The sequence below is a fragment of the Microbispora sp. H10836 genome, from assembly GCF_012999525.1.
GTDB lineage: Bacteria > Actinomycetota > Actinomycetes > Streptosporangiales > Streptosporangiaceae > Microbispora.
The window spans coordinates 289,745-305,511 of sequence record NZ_JABBWU010000004.1 but is presented as its reverse complement, the minus strand read 5'-3'; the positions used below and the strand labels follow the sequence as shown (position 1 = coordinate 305,511).

The 15,767-nt window shown below is 70.8% G+C and carries 9 protein-coding genes; 4 read left to right on the top strand and 5 right to left on the bottom strand.

Annotation, left to right across the window (positions count from 1 at the left end; all coding sequences use genetic code 11):
• Positions 1 to 176: 176 nt before the first annotated feature.
• On the bottom strand, positions 177 to 848 hold the full coding sequence (locus tag HHX30_RS10940; protein WP_169981767.1) for a hypothetical protein: 672 nt from the start codon (positions 846 to 848) through the stop codon (positions 177 to 179).
• Positions 849 to 1,012: 164 nt separating this feature from the next.
• On the opposite strand from HHX30_RS10940, the gene HHX30_RS10935 reads away from it, so the two are divergent.
• The 3 genes from HHX30_RS10935 to HHX30_RS10925 all read left to right on the top strand — a co-directional run bounded on the left by HHX30_RS10935 (position 1,013) and on the right by HHX30_RS10925 (position 5,034).
• Positions 1,013 to 2,245, top strand: coding sequence for a HupE/UreJ family protein (locus tag HHX30_RS10935; RefSeq protein WP_169981766.1), 1,233 nt, complete (start codon positions 1,013 to 1,015; stop codon positions 2,243 to 2,245).
• 111 nt (positions 2,246 to 2,356) lie between these two features.
• Positions 2,357 to 3,880 carry a metallophosphoesterase family protein gene (locus HHX30_RS10930; RefSeq protein WP_169981765.1) on the top strand — a complete coding sequence of 508 codons (1,524 nt, stop codon included), beginning with the start codon at positions 2,357 to 2,359 and terminating at the stop codon, positions 3,878 to 3,880.
• Positions 3,881 to 3,999: 119 nt separating this feature from the next.
• Positions 4,000 to 5,034 carry a DUF916 domain-containing protein gene (locus HHX30_RS10925; RefSeq protein WP_169981764.1) on the top strand — a complete coding sequence of 345 codons (1,035 nt, stop codon included), beginning with the start codon at positions 4,000 to 4,002 and terminating at the stop codon, positions 5,032 to 5,034.
• Here the strand turns inward: HHX30_RS10925 and HHX30_RS10920 are convergent.
• Positions 5,010 to 7,133, bottom strand: coding sequence for a prolyl oligopeptidase family serine peptidase (locus HHX30_RS10920; RefSeq protein ID WP_169981763.1), 2,124 nt, complete (start codon positions 7,131 to 7,133; stop codon positions 5,010 to 5,012). The genes HHX30_RS10925 and HHX30_RS10920 overlap by 25 nt on opposite strands.
• Before the next feature lie 479 nt (positions 7,134 to 7,612).
• Between HHX30_RS10920 and HHX30_RS10915 the strand changes: the two genes are divergently transcribed.
• The gene (locus tag HHX30_RS10915; RefSeq protein ID WP_311922309.1) at positions 7,613 to 8,557 is read left to right on the top strand and encodes an RNA polymerase sigma-70 factor; all 945 of its coding nucleotides are present in this window, start codon (positions 7,613 to 7,615) and stop codon (positions 8,555 to 8,557) included.
• On the opposite strand, the gene HHX30_RS10910 is transcribed toward HHX30_RS10915, so the two are convergent.
• The 3 genes from HHX30_RS10910 to HHX30_RS10900 all read right to left on the bottom strand — a co-directional run bounded on the left by HHX30_RS10910 (position 8,530) and on the right by HHX30_RS10900 (position 15,724).
• On the bottom strand, positions 8,530 to 9,057 hold the full coding sequence (locus tag HHX30_RS10910) for an EF-hand domain-containing protein (RefSeq protein WP_169981762.1): 528 nt from the start codon (positions 9,055 to 9,057) through the stop codon (positions 8,530 to 8,532). The genes HHX30_RS10915 and HHX30_RS10910 overlap by 28 nt on opposite strands.
• A gap of 164 nt (positions 9,058 to 9,221) precedes the next feature.
• Positions 9,222 to 14,708 carry a metallophosphoesterase gene (locus tag HHX30_RS10905; protein WP_169981761.1) on the bottom strand — a complete coding sequence of 1,829 codons (5,487 nt, stop codon included), beginning with the start codon at positions 14,706 to 14,708 and terminating at the stop codon, positions 9,222 to 9,224.
• 263 nt (positions 14,709 to 14,971) lie between these two features.
• Entirely contained in the window at positions 14,972 to 15,724 is a 753-nt protein-coding gene (locus HHX30_RS10900; RefSeq protein ID WP_169981760.1) for a hypothetical protein, read from the bottom strand.
• Between the last annotated feature and the right edge of the window lie 43 nt (positions 15,725 to 15,767).

Genomic DNA, 15,767 nt, shown 5'->3' with positions numbered 1-15,767 from the left:
ATCGAAACGGCCCGGCGCGCGTGGTCCGCGCGGGGCGGGGGCTGGTCCGTGGTGCGGGTGACGCTGGTGCTCGGCGATGTCGAACGCGGCCGGGGCGGCCGTTCGGCCGCCGCCGGTCATGATCGGATGCTAATCGCTGGGCCGCCGCCCGTCCCGCCGCCGACCCCCGAGCGGCCCTAATCGAGCAAGATGACGATGCCGGTCATGCCGGTGAGGACGGCCGCGACGCCGGCCCGTACGGCGCGTCCGGCGCGCTCGGGCGTGAAGCTGGCCGGGTCGTACGTCGAGGACATGCCGAGACCCTCGCCGCGGAACGACGCACCGGGCCAGTCGGCGGCGGTGACGTTCGCGGTGGGCTCGGCCAGCTCCGCACCGACCACGAGGAACTGCTGGTCGAGGTGGTTGGGGGTGACCAGGGCCAGGGGGTCGACGAGGTCGTCGCCGGCGCTCACGATGAGATCCGGCTTCATCTCCATCGCCCTGCTGATGCTCGGGACGAACTGGTCCGGCCGCGTGGCCGTGACGGTCCTGAGGCTGACGCGCTCCTCCTCGGCCCACGCCGTCACCGCGCTCACCAGCGTCCTGGTCTGGCGGTCCTCCCCCGCGGTGAGCAGCACCACGCGGTAGCCCTCCGGCGGGCGGACCCCGTTCCAGGAGCCGGGCCTGGGTGTGATCGTCGCCTCGGGAGCGGGTGACGTCGCCGGGAAGAACCCGGGGCCCGGGGTGCCGACGGCGGTGGGCTTCGCGTGCGGCCGGGACCAGTCGTCGCCGGAGCCGCATCCACTGACCAGCAGGGCGGTCGCGACTGCCGCGGCCAGGGTGCAGGCAGGCAGAAGCCGAGAGCGCATGGGGATCGTCCTTCGAAGGCGGCGGGGACTGCGCCTATTTCCTACCCCATGTCCGATGTGGAGGTCGCGTCCGCCGAACGTGATTCCTCGTCGGTTCGCGCCCGAGATACCGATCGTTCATCTCAATCGAGCAGATTTCGTACGCCAAAGCCAAAAGGAGTCATATGTCCCCCGCCGCTCGGCGTCGTGTCTGTGCTGTCATCGCCGCCGCAGCCGTGGCCGTCCTGTTCAGCGCCCTCTCCGCTCCGCTGGGCGCCCTGCCCGCTCTCGCCCACGGGTTCACCTCGACGGTTTACGTCGATCTCGCCTCGCCCGCGACCGGGCACGTCCGCGCCGAACTCCAGCTGGAGTACGACCTTCTCGTCGTCTCCGCCGCCGACTACGAGAAGGACGACCCGCTCTTCAAAGCGGGCACCGCGGCGTTCGAGGCCGGTGATGCGGGTCAGCAGGCCGCCGCGCTCGACGCCCACGCCGACTCGGTCGTCGCGTACGTGACCGAGCGCTTCGGCGTCACCGCCGGCGGCACGGCGTGCGCCCCGATCAGGGACGGCGGCTTCACGATCGGGCCACGCGAGGGTGTCCCCTACGCGCGGCTGATTCTCGACTACCGGTGCCCGGAGTCCGCCGAGGCGCACGAGGTGCGCAGCGGGCTGTTCCCCGGCTCGGAGGGATACGTGCGCGACAGCAAGACGATCGTCACCTACGACCTCGACCTGAAGTCCGGGAGCACGGCCCTCGACGCCCAGCATCGGTCGTTCTCCACGCAGCAGTCCTGGTTCGAGCGGTTCTGGGAGTTCTTCCGGCTCGGGGCCGAGCACCTGCTCGGCGGACTCGACCACATCCTGTTCCTGCTGGCGCTCATCGCGGGGTCACGCCGCCTGCGCGAGATCGTGCTGACCGCGACGACCTTCACGCTGACCCACTCGGTGACCTTCGTCCTCGCCGCCCTCGGCCTCGTGGAGGTGCCGGCGGCGTTCGTCGAGCCCGTCATCGCCCTGTCGATCGCGGTGGTCGCGGGCTGGCACCTGTGGCGGATCTGGCGGCGCCGATCGCACGCCACGGATCTCGAGACGGCCGGTCACGGCCACCTCGGCCTGGACCGCGCGGGCTGGACGCGGCTCGCGGTGGTCTTCTGCTTCGGCCTCGTGCACGGTCTCGGCTTCGCCTCGGCGCTCGGCATCGACCAGGCGTGGTCGTGGACGCTCCTGTGGTCGCTGCTCGTCTTCAACGTGGGCATCGAGGCCGTCCAGCTGTCGATCATCGTCGCCGTCTTCCCGCTGCTCGCCCTGCTACGTCACCGGCGGCCGATCGCGGGGCTGTGGACGACCGGGGCGATCGCGGCGGGTGTGGCCGCGATGGGCCTGGTGTGGTTCGTGCAGCGAGTGCTCGGGGCCTGAGATCACAACTTCCGGCAAGCGCAACGGTCCACCCGCCCCATGTTCATCTTCACGACATTGAATCCCGAAAGCGTGCAAATCGCTCCAATGCCCCCAAATGGATGGAAAGCAATGAAGCTCGACAAGGGGACTCAGGGCCCCGGGCACGTCCTGCGCCGGGTGGCCCTCAGCGCCACCGCCGCCGCCCTCAGCGCCGGCGCCGTGTTCGGCGGCGGCCTCGCGACCGCGGCCCACGCCGACAGCGTGACGCTCACCGGTGTCGTCCTCGGCGTGGGCGCCGACGAGACGCAGCGCGTCGTGTCGTGGTACTCCTCGGCCGGCACCGCGCAGGTGGTCCAGGTCGCGCCGGCGTCCAAGGTCGTCGACGGCCAGTTCCCCGCGAACGCCGTCACGTTCGCGGCCACGGTCACCGCGAACGTCGTCAACGGCGGTTACAACGCGCACGCCACGATCGACAGCCTGAAGCAGAACACCGCGTACGCCTACCGGGTCGGCGCCGAAGGCAGCTGGTCCCCGACGTACTCCTTCACGACCCAGGACTTCAACGGCAACAACCTCGACTTCCTGTTCTTCGGCGACCCGCAGATCGGCTCGTCCGGCAACGTGGCGAAGGACGGCGCCGGGTGGGAGGACACCCTGAACGTCGCCCTCGCCGCCAACCCGAAGGCCGAGCTGCTGGTCTCCGGCGGCGACCAGGTCGAGACCGCCAACACCGAGACGCAGTGGGACGCGTTCCTCGCGCCCGACAAGCTGCGGCAGTACCCGTGGGCCGCCACCATCGGCAACCACGACGTCGGCGGTAAGGCGTACGAGCAGCACTTCTGGACGCCGAACACCGACCGTTCCGCGCCGTACTACAACGGCGCCTCGACCACCCGGTCGGGCGGCAACTACTGGTTCATGTACAAGAACGTGCTGTTCATCGACATCAACAGCAACGCCTACTCCAACGGCTCCGACGCCGCGCACGTCGGCTACATCACCGACGTCGTCAAGGCCCACGGCGCCAAGGCCAAGCACACGGTGCTCATCTACCACCACGCGATCTACTCGCCGGCCGCTCACGCGAACGACGGCGACAACAAGGTGCGTCGTCAGGACTTCCCGACGGCCTTCTCGAAGCTCGGCATCGATCTGGTCCTCCAGGGTCACGACCACAGCTACTCCCGCAGCTACGTGATCAAGAACGGTCAGAAGGCGGACGAGGACGAGCAGCCGGGCGCCACCGAGGTGTCCAAGGGCCCGGGCGGCGTCATCTACGTGACGGCGAACTCCGCGTCGGGTTCGAAGTACTACGACCTGACCGCTCCGGTCGTGGGCTCGGACTTCGGCCCCGACCCGCTGAACCCCAAGAGCCACTGGGCCAACTCGGTCGAGAACCAGGAGCACGTCCGCACGTACGTGCGGGTCCAGGTGCGCGGCAACAAGCTCGTGGTCGAGAACATCCGCAGCGGCACCTGCGCCGCCCCCAACGCCGCGGTGGAGCTCGGCAAAGTGAAGTGGTGCGGCCCGGACAACGGCGCCACCGCCGCTCCCGAAGTCGGCTCCCTCGTCGACAAGGTCGTGATCCACACGAACGAGGGCAAGGCCGGGGAGGACACACCGGCCGCCGCCGAGTCGGACTGGCTCCAGTAGACGACCGAGGGTGACGTAGGGCCTCTCGCCCCGATCGACCGTGGGGTGGGCGCCGTCATGACGCCCGCCCCACGGCACGTCGCCCGTCCCTGCCCAAGAGACCACCGAGGACCAATCAGATGCACCCGCTCAGACCGCCCGCGACAAGCGCGGCAGGCTCCCTCGCCCGGGCCGTCGCCGTGGTGCTGCTCGCCACGCTCGCCCTCCTCGACGTGGGGGCGGCCCCCGCGGCGGCGGCGGACGGCGAGGCCTCCTGGACGGTCACCACCGCCTCCAACGACTTCGGATCCGGCCGGCGGAACTACAGCTACACCCTGGACCCGGGCGGGCGGCTCCAGGACGGACTCGTGATCGCCAACCGCGGCACGACCCCGCTCCACCTGGCCATGTACGCCGCGGACGGGTTCACCACGGAGCAGGGCCGGCTCGACCTGCGCGGCAGGGACGCGAAACCGGCCGGGGTGGGTGCGTGGGTCCGCACGGACCGCCCCGACGTGACGGTCCCGCCCGGGGAGTGGGCCGAGGTGCCGTTCACGGTCGCTCTTCCGCAGGACGCCGCGCCCGGCGAGTACATGGGCGGCATCGTCACCTCACCGGCCTCGGCCGGCGCGGCGGACGGGCGCCGCCTCGGCATCCGGATCCGCCTGCGCGTGGGCGGAGAGCTCAAGCCGAGCCTGTCGGTGGAGAACCTGCACGTCGGTTATTCGGGCACGCCCAATCCGCTGGGGAAGGGCGACGCCACCGTCACCTACACGATCCGCAACGACGGCAACAGCGTTCTCACCGCTCGTCAGACGGTGTCCGTGTCCGGGCCCTTCGGGCGCTGGCACGCCGAGGCGGGACACATCGACGACTCGCCCCAGCTGCTCCCGGGCGACACCTGGAAGGTCTCCGTACCGGTCCGCGGGGTGACGCCCGCGCTGAGACTGACGGGGACGGTCTCCCTCGTCCCGCTGCTCACCGACGCGGCGGGCTCGGTCGCCCCGCTCGCCGCCGTCGAGAGCACCACACACGCGTGGACCCCGCCGTGGGCGCTGCTGCTTGTCCTCCTCGTCGTCTGCGGACTCGTCGTCGCGGCCCTGGCCGCCCGGCGCCGTCGTAAGGCCGGTGGCCGTCCGGGGCGGGTTCCTCACCGTTCCGCGGCCGTCTCGTGAAGACGTACGGCCGTCCGTCCCGGTGACAGGCCGGTGTGTTCACCGGCGAAGGCCAGGATGTCCGCGGTCAGGGCGCGTTCCTTGCTCGCGGGCGAGGCGGCGTGGGCGGTGTCGGGTTCCCTGCGCATGAGGATCGGCCGGTCACCGCTGGTGGCGTGCTGGAGGGCCGCGCACATCTTGGTGACGTGGGCCTCTCCGGTCTGCAGATCGGTCACCGCGCCGGTGAGCAGGAACGCGGGATAGCGGACTCCGGGCGTGACGTGGTGATAGGGCGAGTACCTGAGCAGCCATTGGAGCTGGTCGGGCCGGGATGCGCTGCCGAACTCGTCGGTCCAGGTGCATCCCAGGCCGAACCGTTCGTAGCGCACCATGTCGCACAGCGGGCCTTCGGCGACGACAGCGGCGTACAGGTCCGGCCGCCGCACGGCGGCGGCCGTGACCAGGAGACCCCCGGCTGACTGACCATAGATCGCCAGTTGGTCGGCGGTGGTCGCGCCGCTCTCGATGAGCCAGGCCGCGGCGTCGTTGAAGTCGCCGACCGCGCGGTGCTTGTGCGGCCCGCGCCCGGCGTCGTGCCAGCGCTGGCCCTCTTCGCCGCCTCCGCGCACGCAGGCGACCGCGTACGTCCCGCCGGCGCCGACCCATGCGGCCGCCAGGGGGAAGAACCACGGGCGCATCGGCATGCCGAAGCTGCCGTAGCCGTACAGGAGGGTGGGGCGCGGGCCCCGGTCCTCCTCGTCCGCCGTGAACAGGAAGAGCGTTATCGCGGTGCCGTCACCGGCCCGGTAGCGGACACGGCGGCTGTGGATCGCCGGGGTGTTCCCGGCCGTCGCCGCGCCGGCTTCCCGTTCCGCCCTCCGGCGGACGGCGTCGTACCGATAGATGGTGGGGGGCGTGGTCGCGTCGCAGTAGCTGAACCACGCCTGGTGCCCGGGCGGGACGCTCGTACGCAGGGATGACACGATGCCCGCGCCGGGAAGGGGCAGATCGGCGAGCGGCCGGCCGTCGGCCAGGTCGTGCAGTGTCAGTGTGGAGGTGCCGTGGCGGGCGCGCGCCACCAGCAGGAGGGGCCGGGCGAGCGCCGGGCCGTCCAGGACCAGGCACTCGTCCAAGGGAGCCTCAGGATCTTCGGCCACCAGCGTGCGCCAGCCTCCCGGGCCGGTGTCGTGCCGGTCCGCCAGGCAGACGCGGCCGCACGGCGCCTGGTAGTCGGTGACCAGCAGCAGACGGCCGTCCGCGAGGAAGCGCGGGAGTACCCGCGCGCGGACGGCGTCTCCGTCCACGACCTTGACGAAGCTCGGAGTTTCCGGATCGGCGAGTTCGGCCACGTACACGTCGTTTCGCGGGGCGGGCCCGGCCGCCGCGGTGACGGCCAGACGACGGCCGTCGGGGCTGACCGTGAGCCCGTAATAGTGGTCGGGGGCGTCCTCGCCGCCGAACACCACCGTGTCGGCCTGCCAGGGCGCACCGATCCGGTGCAACCGCACCCGCCGGTGCAGCCGCATGTCGCCGGAGGCCAGTTCCTCGTCGGGAACACGGCTGACGTAGTAGAACGCGTCCCCTCCCGGCAACCAGGCGAGCGAGGTGTTGCGGGCACGCGGCAAGGGCCCGTCCACGACCTCGCCGGTACGCACGTCCAGCACGATGACGTCGCTGCCGGGCTGCTCGGCGATCTCCATCTGCACGGCCACCCGCTCGCCCTCACGGGACGGCCACCAGGCGTACAGCCCGGTGTGACCGGACGGATCGGCCTCCATCGGGTCGACCAGCACCCGCCTGCCGCCCTCGGCGTCGACGACGAGCAGGCGCCGCTGCTCGTCCCCGCGCCGCTGCTCGGCGAGGAACATGACCGGGCCCCGCACCATCGGGGGCTCCGACACGCCGAAGGAGGACACCTCGGCCACGGAAGACGCCCAGGATTCCTTGTCACGCCATTGCTCGCGGTGGGCGCGGAAGAGACGGTCCTGGGCCGCGACCCACTCCCGCACGCGCGCATCATCGCCGTCTTCCAGCCAGCGATAGGGATCGGGCACGGGATTTCCGAACAGATTCTCCACCACGTCGCCGCGCCGGGCGGCAGGGTAGAACAATCGCGCCATGGACGTCCCCCGATACGTCGTGTGATATGTCGAGGTACTGCGGCCGTACGCGCCGCAGCACCTCGATTCACTCAGCTACGACTCGCCGCGGAGAATATCCGCCTGCCAGCCGCGCACGCCCCCGATACGGGCGGCGGGAGTGGAATCGCGATACGGCAGGTATCCAGTCATGTCAGCCTCCTGGATCCGTCGATTCGCCCCGAATTGGGCGATTACGACGCCGACCATCCCCGCGCCCGGGATCGATAAACACCGGCACCACCTCGGGCCCCTCGACTCACGGGAAGCGACGAGCCGTCAATCATCCTGTCGTCAAATCCACCGAAAAAACGAAGGCGTACGAGAATGCCAGTGGAGATCAATCTCACGCGACGGCGATAAGGACGCGACCGGATCGGCGATCCCTCGGCGAAGCCCCTGGGCGGGCAGATGAAAAGCTGTAGAGGTCCATCCGCCGGAGGAACGGGGCCATCACGATCGTGGATATCGGTGCGGGGAGCCATCACAGCGGGGCGGAAGACCTCGACCAGGCGGCGGCCACCTTCGAGAGCGTGCGGCCACGCCTGTTCGGAATCGCGTACCGGATCCTCGGCAGCTCCGCCGAAGCGGAAGACCTGCTGCAGGACGTCTGGCTGCGCTGGCAGGCGTACGACCGCGGCATCGTGGCCGACCCGGGGGCGTTCCTGGCGACGGTGACCACGCGCCTCGCCATCAACACCCTGCAGTCCGCTCGCGTCCGCCGCGAGACGTACGTCGGCCCGTGGCTGCCCGAACCCGTCGACACCGGTAACGACCCTCACCTCGGCGCCGAGCGAGGCGAAGCCCTCGGCTTCGCGGTCATGCTCCTGCTGGAGAAGCTCTCGCCCACCGAACGCGCGGCCTACGTGCTGCGGGAAGCGTTCGACTACCCCTACGGGCAGATCGCCGAGATCATCGAGGCGAGCGAGGCCGCGGTGCGGCAACTCGTCAGCAGAGCACGCAAACACATCGTCTCCGAGCGCCGGGCACCGGTGACCCGAGCCGAACAGCGCAGGCTGCTCACCGTCTTCGTCGCCGCCGCCCGCTCCGGCGACCTCGCCGCGCTGGAAGAGCTCCTCGCCGCGGACGCCGTCAGTTACTCCGACGGCGGCGGCGCCGTCCGCGCCTCGCGCATCCCCGTGATCGGCGCGTTCCGGGTCGCGAAGTACGTCAGAGCGTTCGCGGACCGGTTCTGGGCCGGGGTCGAGGTGGAATGGGCCGACGTGAACGGGCAGGCGGCCGCTCTGCTGCACCGCGACGGCGAGCTGTTCACGGTCCTCACCGTCAACGCCTCGGACGAGGGCATCGACCAGGTGTTGTGGCTGATGAACCCCACAAAGATCGCCGCACTGTCCGCCGCGGGGACGCCGACCCCCGGCTACTCCACCAGCGCGCCGAATACGTAGCTCCCGGGAGCGTCCGGGTCGTCCCCCGCCCAGAACTCCGTCCAGTGGGTGCGGAACTCGTCGCGGGTGAGGTGGCCGTCGCCGTCCAGGTCCAGGCGGGGGAAGACCTCATCGGTCGCCGTGCGCGTCCCGTTCCACGTCTCGATAAGCGCGCCGTACTCCGAACGGGAGATCAGACCGTCCCCGTCGAGGTCGACGGCCTCGAACATCGCGTCGGCGGTGGCGGAGACGGCGTCCGCCCGGTCGCCGAGTCCTTCCACGACGAGAAGCACCTCGTCGAGAGTGACGGCGTTGTCGCCGTCCCGGCCGGAGGCGGCCCGGAGCACCGGCCACCAGCCGGTCATGACGGAGGCGAGTCGCTCCGGATCGCCGGATCCGGCGACGGCCGTCCAGCGGCCGGCGAGCGCCTGGAAATCGGCCTCGGTCAGCCGGCCGTCGCCGTCCACATCCATCGCCCGGAAGACTCCGCTGACCTTCCTCCGCTGGAACTCACTGGCCACATCCGTCTCCGTTCTTCGGGAGACTCCATGCTGCCGGGAGATAACTGTCCGTGACAGTACACAACAAGTGACTAGTGCGTTACAGCCATGGCGCCCGCGGCCGAGGCCGCGGGCGCCATGCGCTCGGGATCACCGGAGAGTCCGGGACCTCCCCGGCCGGTACGTCACGGAGTGACGGTCACCTGGACCGCCGGGGCCGTGCCGATCCGTACGTCCAGAGTGATCGACTCGCCGGCGAGGAGGGCGGCACGGGCCTCGTCACGGAGGTTGAGCTTCAGGTCCCCGGTCTTGCCGGGCTGGAGCGTGACCTTCCTGGTGTCGAGCAGGTGGCCGTCGTGGGAAACGGCGACCTGCTCCCGGCACTTGTCCGCACCCGCGCAGACCAGGGTGATCGTCGCCTGGGCGGGTGCGTTCCCCTTCGTCTTGACCGTGGCGGTGACGGTCTCGTGGAGCACCCTCATCGCCGGGGTCGCGGGCGTGCTCGGGAGGAGCGAGGCGACGTGGCGCCGCGTGTCACCGGAGGTGTTGAGCGCGAGGATCGTCCCGCCCGGCCGGTCCGGGAGCACGGTCAGCGTCGCGTTGCCCTGCTCGTCGAGAGGCGCCTCTCCGAGGTAGGCGATGTCGTCCTCGGCCGGAGCCGACGTCGAGGCGCCGGCCTCCAGCAGGAGGAACGACAGCTGCTCGGCCGCCGCCGCGGTCCCGGCGGACACCGTAACGGTGACGGTGCCGTCGTCGTTCGCGACCGCCTCGTGGCGGATGCCGCCGGCCTCGACGACCTCGGCCGCCCCCGGGACCGCAGTGGTGGACGCGGTGGTGGACGTGAGGGTCCGCGCCGCCCCGGGCTCGGCGCCGGTCTCCGGTGCGGCCGCCGGTCCGGCCGCCGGTCGGGCCGCCGTCGGCGCCTCGGCGGGTGCGGCTGTCGTTACGGCGGCGGGCGCCGCCGTCGCCTCGGGTGCGGCCATGCCGCGCAGCACCGGCCGGCCCAGGCCGGCGTCCCACTCCCAGACGTGCTCGAAGTCGAAGCCGAGCTTGCCGGCCCAGAACGCCTGGGCGGCGACCTCGTCCCGGGTCGCGGTGGCGCCGTTGAGCGTGGCCGGGCCGATCGCGGTCTCGGTCTGTGACTTCGCCTCGACGGTCTCGGCCGCCCAGTTGTTGCTCAGCGTGGCGACGTTGTTCGCCAGCACCCGGCCCAGGAAGCGGTGCGCCCAGGACGGCGCCGCCACCGTCGGGTTGAGCGCGATCGAGTCGCGGATGGTGGTGCCGGTGTAGCCGTAGCCGGCCACGCCGCCGTCATTGCGGCCGTCGGCGGTGACAGAGCCCGTGGCGAAGACCCGCTCCGTGGTGGAGCCGGCCAGGGCCACGCCGATCACGCCGCCCGCCTCGGTGCCGCGCACGTGCACGTTCGCGGCGGAGTAGGCGTCGCGCACGACGCCCTGCGAATCGCCGACGAGACCACCCGCGCGCGAGCCCGCGGTCACGGCACCGGACACCTGGACGCGCTCGACGGTGCCGGTGCTGCTGCCGGCCAGGATGCCGGCGCGAGCGGTGGTGGTGTTCACCGTGGCGTCGAGGACCGCGAGGTCGTGGACGTGCCCGGAGATCTGGGTGAACAGACCGCCGGTGGTGGAGTTCAGGCCCTTGATCGTGTGGCCCGCGCCGTCGAGTTCGCCCGTGAACGGCCCCGGCAGGCTGGTGAACGGTGTGCCGGTCAGGTCGATGTCGGCGGCGAGCACGTAGTCGTAGGAGGGGTGCTTACCCATCAGGGCCAGATCCTCGGCGCTGCCGACCTTGTAGAAGCCGCGCTCGTCGGCCGGCAGCCCGGGGGCCGGGACCGGTTCGAGCGTCTCGGGCGCCATCCGCAGGGTCGGGCGCCTGGCGACGTCGTTCCACTGCCAGACGGTCGCGAAGTCCCAGCCGCGCTCCTGGTAGAAGGTCTGCCTCTGGATCTCCGCGGGCGCGACCACGTTGCCCTTCTGGTTGTCGGCCGCGGGCGGGCCGGTCAGCGACTGCCCGCTGATCGGCACGGACCGGCTGACGTGGTTGTCCTCGAGCGTGGCGGTCTGCCCGGTGTAGACGCGGCCGACGATGGCGTGCGCGTAGCTCGACGCGGAGACGTTCGTGTTCAGCGCGACCGTGTGGCGCACCTGGGTGTCGGTGTAGCCGTAGGCGGCCACCCCGCCCGCGGACGCGCCGTTCGCGACGACGGCGCCGGTGGCCAGGACGTTCTCGGTGACCGACCCGCCGACCGAGACGCCGACGACCCCGCCGGCGTACTGGGTCGTGGCGCGCACGTCCACCGTGGAAACACTGTCGCGAACCGTGCCGAAGTGGTGGCCGGTGATGCCGCCGACGTAGCTGTTCGCGGTCAGCGACCCGTCGACGCGGACGCGCTGGATCGTGCCGTGGTTGTCGGCGAACAGGCCCGGCCCCTGGCCGGGCAGGGCGGCCAGCCCGGAGATCGTGTGCCCGTCGCCGTCGAAGACGCCCGTGAAGGTGGTCGTACGGCCGATCTGAGCGCGGGCGAGGCCGGTGAGGTTCAGGTCGGCGGTCAGCCGGTAGTGCCCGGCCGGGTCGTTGTCGACCTTGGCCAGGTCGTCGGGCGAGTCGATCAGGTACGGCGCCTGCTCGCTGCCCTCGCCGGCCAGGCCCTCACGCAGGGTCACGGCGGGCCGGAGCGGTTTGCCGGACCCCAGTGAGTCCCACGTGAAGAGCTTGACCGTCGAGCTCGGCGCCACCGGCAGCGGCGTGCCGAACCGGACGTACTGCTCGCGACCGCGGTGGTCGAGCGTGACGTCGAGGGTACGGACGTCGATCATCCGCTGCTGCGCGTTGTCGTACGTCGCCGCCATGACGGTGACCTTGTCCAGGCTGCCCGGAGAGGACAGCAGACCCACGCCCTTCAGCTCACGGTCCTTGATCTCGGCGGAGGAGACCTTCCAGGAACCGTGCGGTTCGGCGACCGTCACCTCGTCGACCAGGCGCCCGTCGATCGTGTACGTCGACAGCCGCAGGCCGGCGTCGGTCACCGTCAGGACGCCGCCCATCTGGACGTTCTCGTCGAAGACCTTGTCGTCCCACCAGAACTTCTGGTTGTCGTAGAACTTCGGGCCGGACGACCCCATGGTCACGAACGTGGTGCCCGCGACCTCCTCCTCGGGGGTGGTGGCCAGGCGCCCGTCGTAGATCGTGGACCGCTTGTAGACGTGGTCGTGCCCGCCGACGTACAGGTCGACGCCGAGCCGGTCGAGCACGCGCGTGACCTTGTCGCGGTCGATGTCCATGCCGCCGTCGTCGGCGTGCTGGCCGCCGTAGTAGGAGAAGTGCCCCACGACGACGTTCCACGTCGCGTCCGAGGTGCGCACGTCGTCGACCAGCCAGTCGAGCTGCTCGTCGAGGCGCGTGTTGGAGTTCAGCACGGAGAAGTGGACGTCGCCGCGGTCGAAGGAGTAGTTGCTCTCGCCGATCACACCGTTGCCCGGCAGCGCGAACGTGTTGGTGAAGATCGCACCCGGCTGCCTGCCGACCGCGTCGTAGTCGAGGTCCTCGTAGGTCTCGTGGTTGCCGACCAGGCCCGCGTACTGCAGGTCGAGCGTGGACAGGAAGGAGTCGTGGATCTCGGCCCACTTCTCGCCCCGGCCGCCGCGGTCGACGAGGTCGCCGACCTGGATCACCGTACCGCCGCCCGGCGCCTGGCTCTTCAGCCGGTCGAGCACCCGCCCCGGCAGCGTGAGCTCGCCGGCGTCGCCGTCGGGCACCTGCACATCGCCCAGGATGTAGACCGGCTCCCCCTTGGCGCCACCGGCGCGGAACCCGCCGCGTACGTCGGTCCAGGCCGGCGCGTCGGTGGCGGCGGGGGCGCGGCCGTCGCGGGCCACGCCGAACCGGAACCGGTAGGTCGTGCCGACCTTCAGCCCGGTCAGCCGGAACTCGTGCGAGCGCAGGGTCTGGCCCGTGATGGAGTGCTGGTAGACCGGCTCGTCGTTGCCGACCGTGTTCACCTCGTACGGCCGGTCGTTGGTGGACGTGAGCACCTCGGCCGTGGACCAGTCGTCCGATCCCTCGGGCAGGACCTGCGCGTAGACCCGCTCGACGGCGCGGTCGGTGGTGACCGCGACGCCGGCGGAGCCGGGCTTCTCGCCCACGGTCGCGTTGCCGCCGAAGCGGAAGACACCCGCGGGGTCCGGCTCCTTCTGGGAGACCCGGACGCGCAGCAGCTCGGCGTTGGTGTTGCCGAGGTTGTCGGTCGCCTTCACGACCACGAACGCGTCGTCGTACGAGCGGATCCGGAAGGCGCCGCCGGAGACCGGCACCTCGCCCGCGGAATCGAACACCTCGTACGCGACCGCCGGCTGGACGCGGGAGTCGTCGGTGGCCGTCGCCTGGGGCAGCGTGATCGTGTCGCCGTACCGCGCCGTGGCGGGGAAGCCGGCCGGGACGGTGATCACCGGAGCGTAGTTCGCGCCGCGGGTGGTCTTCCCGACCCAGATCGGCGCGGAGACCAGGAAGTTGCCGTCGGCCTGGTCGGCGCGGACGTAGTAGAAGTCGCCGTCCCGGACGTTCAGCGTGGTCTTCAGCGTCAGGTCGTTGCCGCTGATCGCGCCGAAGTCGTGGGCGACGGCGCCGCCGTTCGTGATGAGGCGCGCGGAGGTGAAGGAGTCCTTGGCGTCCGGGTCGGCGAGGCGGAGCTCGACGTCCAGGCCGGTGGTGTCGCCCGGCAGGATCGAGCCCATGAGTTTGCCGTTGCCGCCGAACCCGAGGACCGCGTTGGTGTCGGCGGTCGAGTAGAGGCTGCGGTCCCGCATCGCCGCGTACAGCGCGTCCAGGGAATGCTCCTTGGCCCACACGCCGGTGATCGACGGGTTCCCGGACACCCAGGTCGCGGAGTGCTCGTCGCCGTTCCACGTCGGGGCCAGGTGCCAGCCGGCGTCCAGCGCCTTCTGGAACTCGCCCACCGCGTCGGCGGACTTGACCTCGATGAGGTCCATCCGGTCGTCGGCGACGGGGTCGAGGCCCTTGAAACCGAAGAAGTCGCCCTTGTCCTTCGTGGACGGGTGGTTGAACTGGCCGATCGCGTCCGGGTCCTGCTTCAGGCGGGCCAGGAACGTGAAGTAGTCGTACTTCATGTCGCCGGTGCCGAACACGTTGCCGTACCCGTCGACGCTGCCCTTCTCGGTCGCCCGCGCCGTCACGTGCCAGTCGGTGCCGAACACATTGATGTGGCCGGTGCCGTCGTACCAGGTGTTCTCGATCGACGGGACCGCGACCAGGTCTTTCTGGCCGGCGTTGAACTTCGCGGCGCTCTCGTGCAGGTAGCGCCACTCGGCGGAGTCGGCGTCCCGCCAGTTGTCGACGAAGTCGTCGCCGTTGCGGATGTCCCACATGACGTCGTGCTCGGTGACCGCGAAGAAGTCGGCGTCGGTCTCGTCGTGGACGTGCTCGTAGGCGTCCGGCGGCAGCTTGACTCCGTCGCTCACCGAGGTGTGCGCGTGGAACTCGCCGGTGTACAGGGTCCTGCCGAGGTAGGCCGGCCGATCCTCGCCGGCCGCCGAGGCCGGGGAAGCCGGGGCGCCGACCAGCGCGCCGGCCGCGAGTGCGACGGCCGTGACAGCACCGGACCAGGTGGATGTGCGTGGTGCGCTACTGCGCGTCATGTTCTCTACCGTTTCACATGGTTCAAGCGTGCCGATCATAGAAATCAGGGCAGGTGAAACGGTTCGCTTCGCACACGTGTCACGAAAGTAAACGAGCGACCAAACCTGGCATATCTAATATTTCGGACGCATAGGGACAGTCCGTGATTGAAACGGCGGCGGACAGCCCTTCGGCCACACCGCGAGCACCTCCGCCCGGCGCAGTGTGAGCGCCTCCTGCGCGGGAGAGCGTTCCCGCACTCCGGCACCGGGAAGGCCGGCGGCTATTCCTGGGGCAGCAGGTAACGCCAGGCCAGCACGAAGGTCTCCCCCGAGCTGGTCTTGAAGAGCGACCGGCCATACTCCTGCCCGGCGGGAACCGCCTTGGTGACCGCACTCGCCGCCGCCCCCTCGACGTCCTTCTGCCAGACCGGGTCCACCACGCCCGAAGGCTCCGGAACGCCCTCGGGCCACGGCGACGGCTCGCCCTCCGCCGACGGGGCCTCATCGGCGACCAGCCGGACGCGGGCCACGACATAGTCGGTGCCCTCCGCGGCGGCCCGGGTCGCCAGGCCCTCCATCAGCTTCTTCGCGTCCAGCAACTGCTTCGGGTAGAAGTCCGCGAGCTGTTCCAGGGCCGGGACCCGGACCTCCAGCATCTTCCCGTCCTTCCCCCGTACGCCGAGGACGGTGTCCGGCACGTCCGTCACCGACGGCGCACCCGGCTTCGGCGCCGCCGTCGGCGGCTGCCCACCCAGGTACTCCTGCATCCGCGCGACCACCTCGTCCGTCTCGGCATCGGTGAGCGTCAGCTGCTTGCTCGCGTCGGCGATGACCAGGCCGTCGCCGTACAGCACCGTCCTCGGCGGACGCAGCACGTTCATGGTCGCGGTCACGAACCCGCCCTCCGCGCCCCACGAGGCGACCGGCTTCGCCGGCCCGTCGTCAGCCGCGGCCGCCGACGTGTCCGGTTCCCCTCCTCCACAGGCCGCGGTCAGCGCCGTCATCGCCACCAGCAGAATCAGTCGTAGTCTCATGCCTCAGACCACGTACGCACCCTCGCCTCGGTTCACCCACACG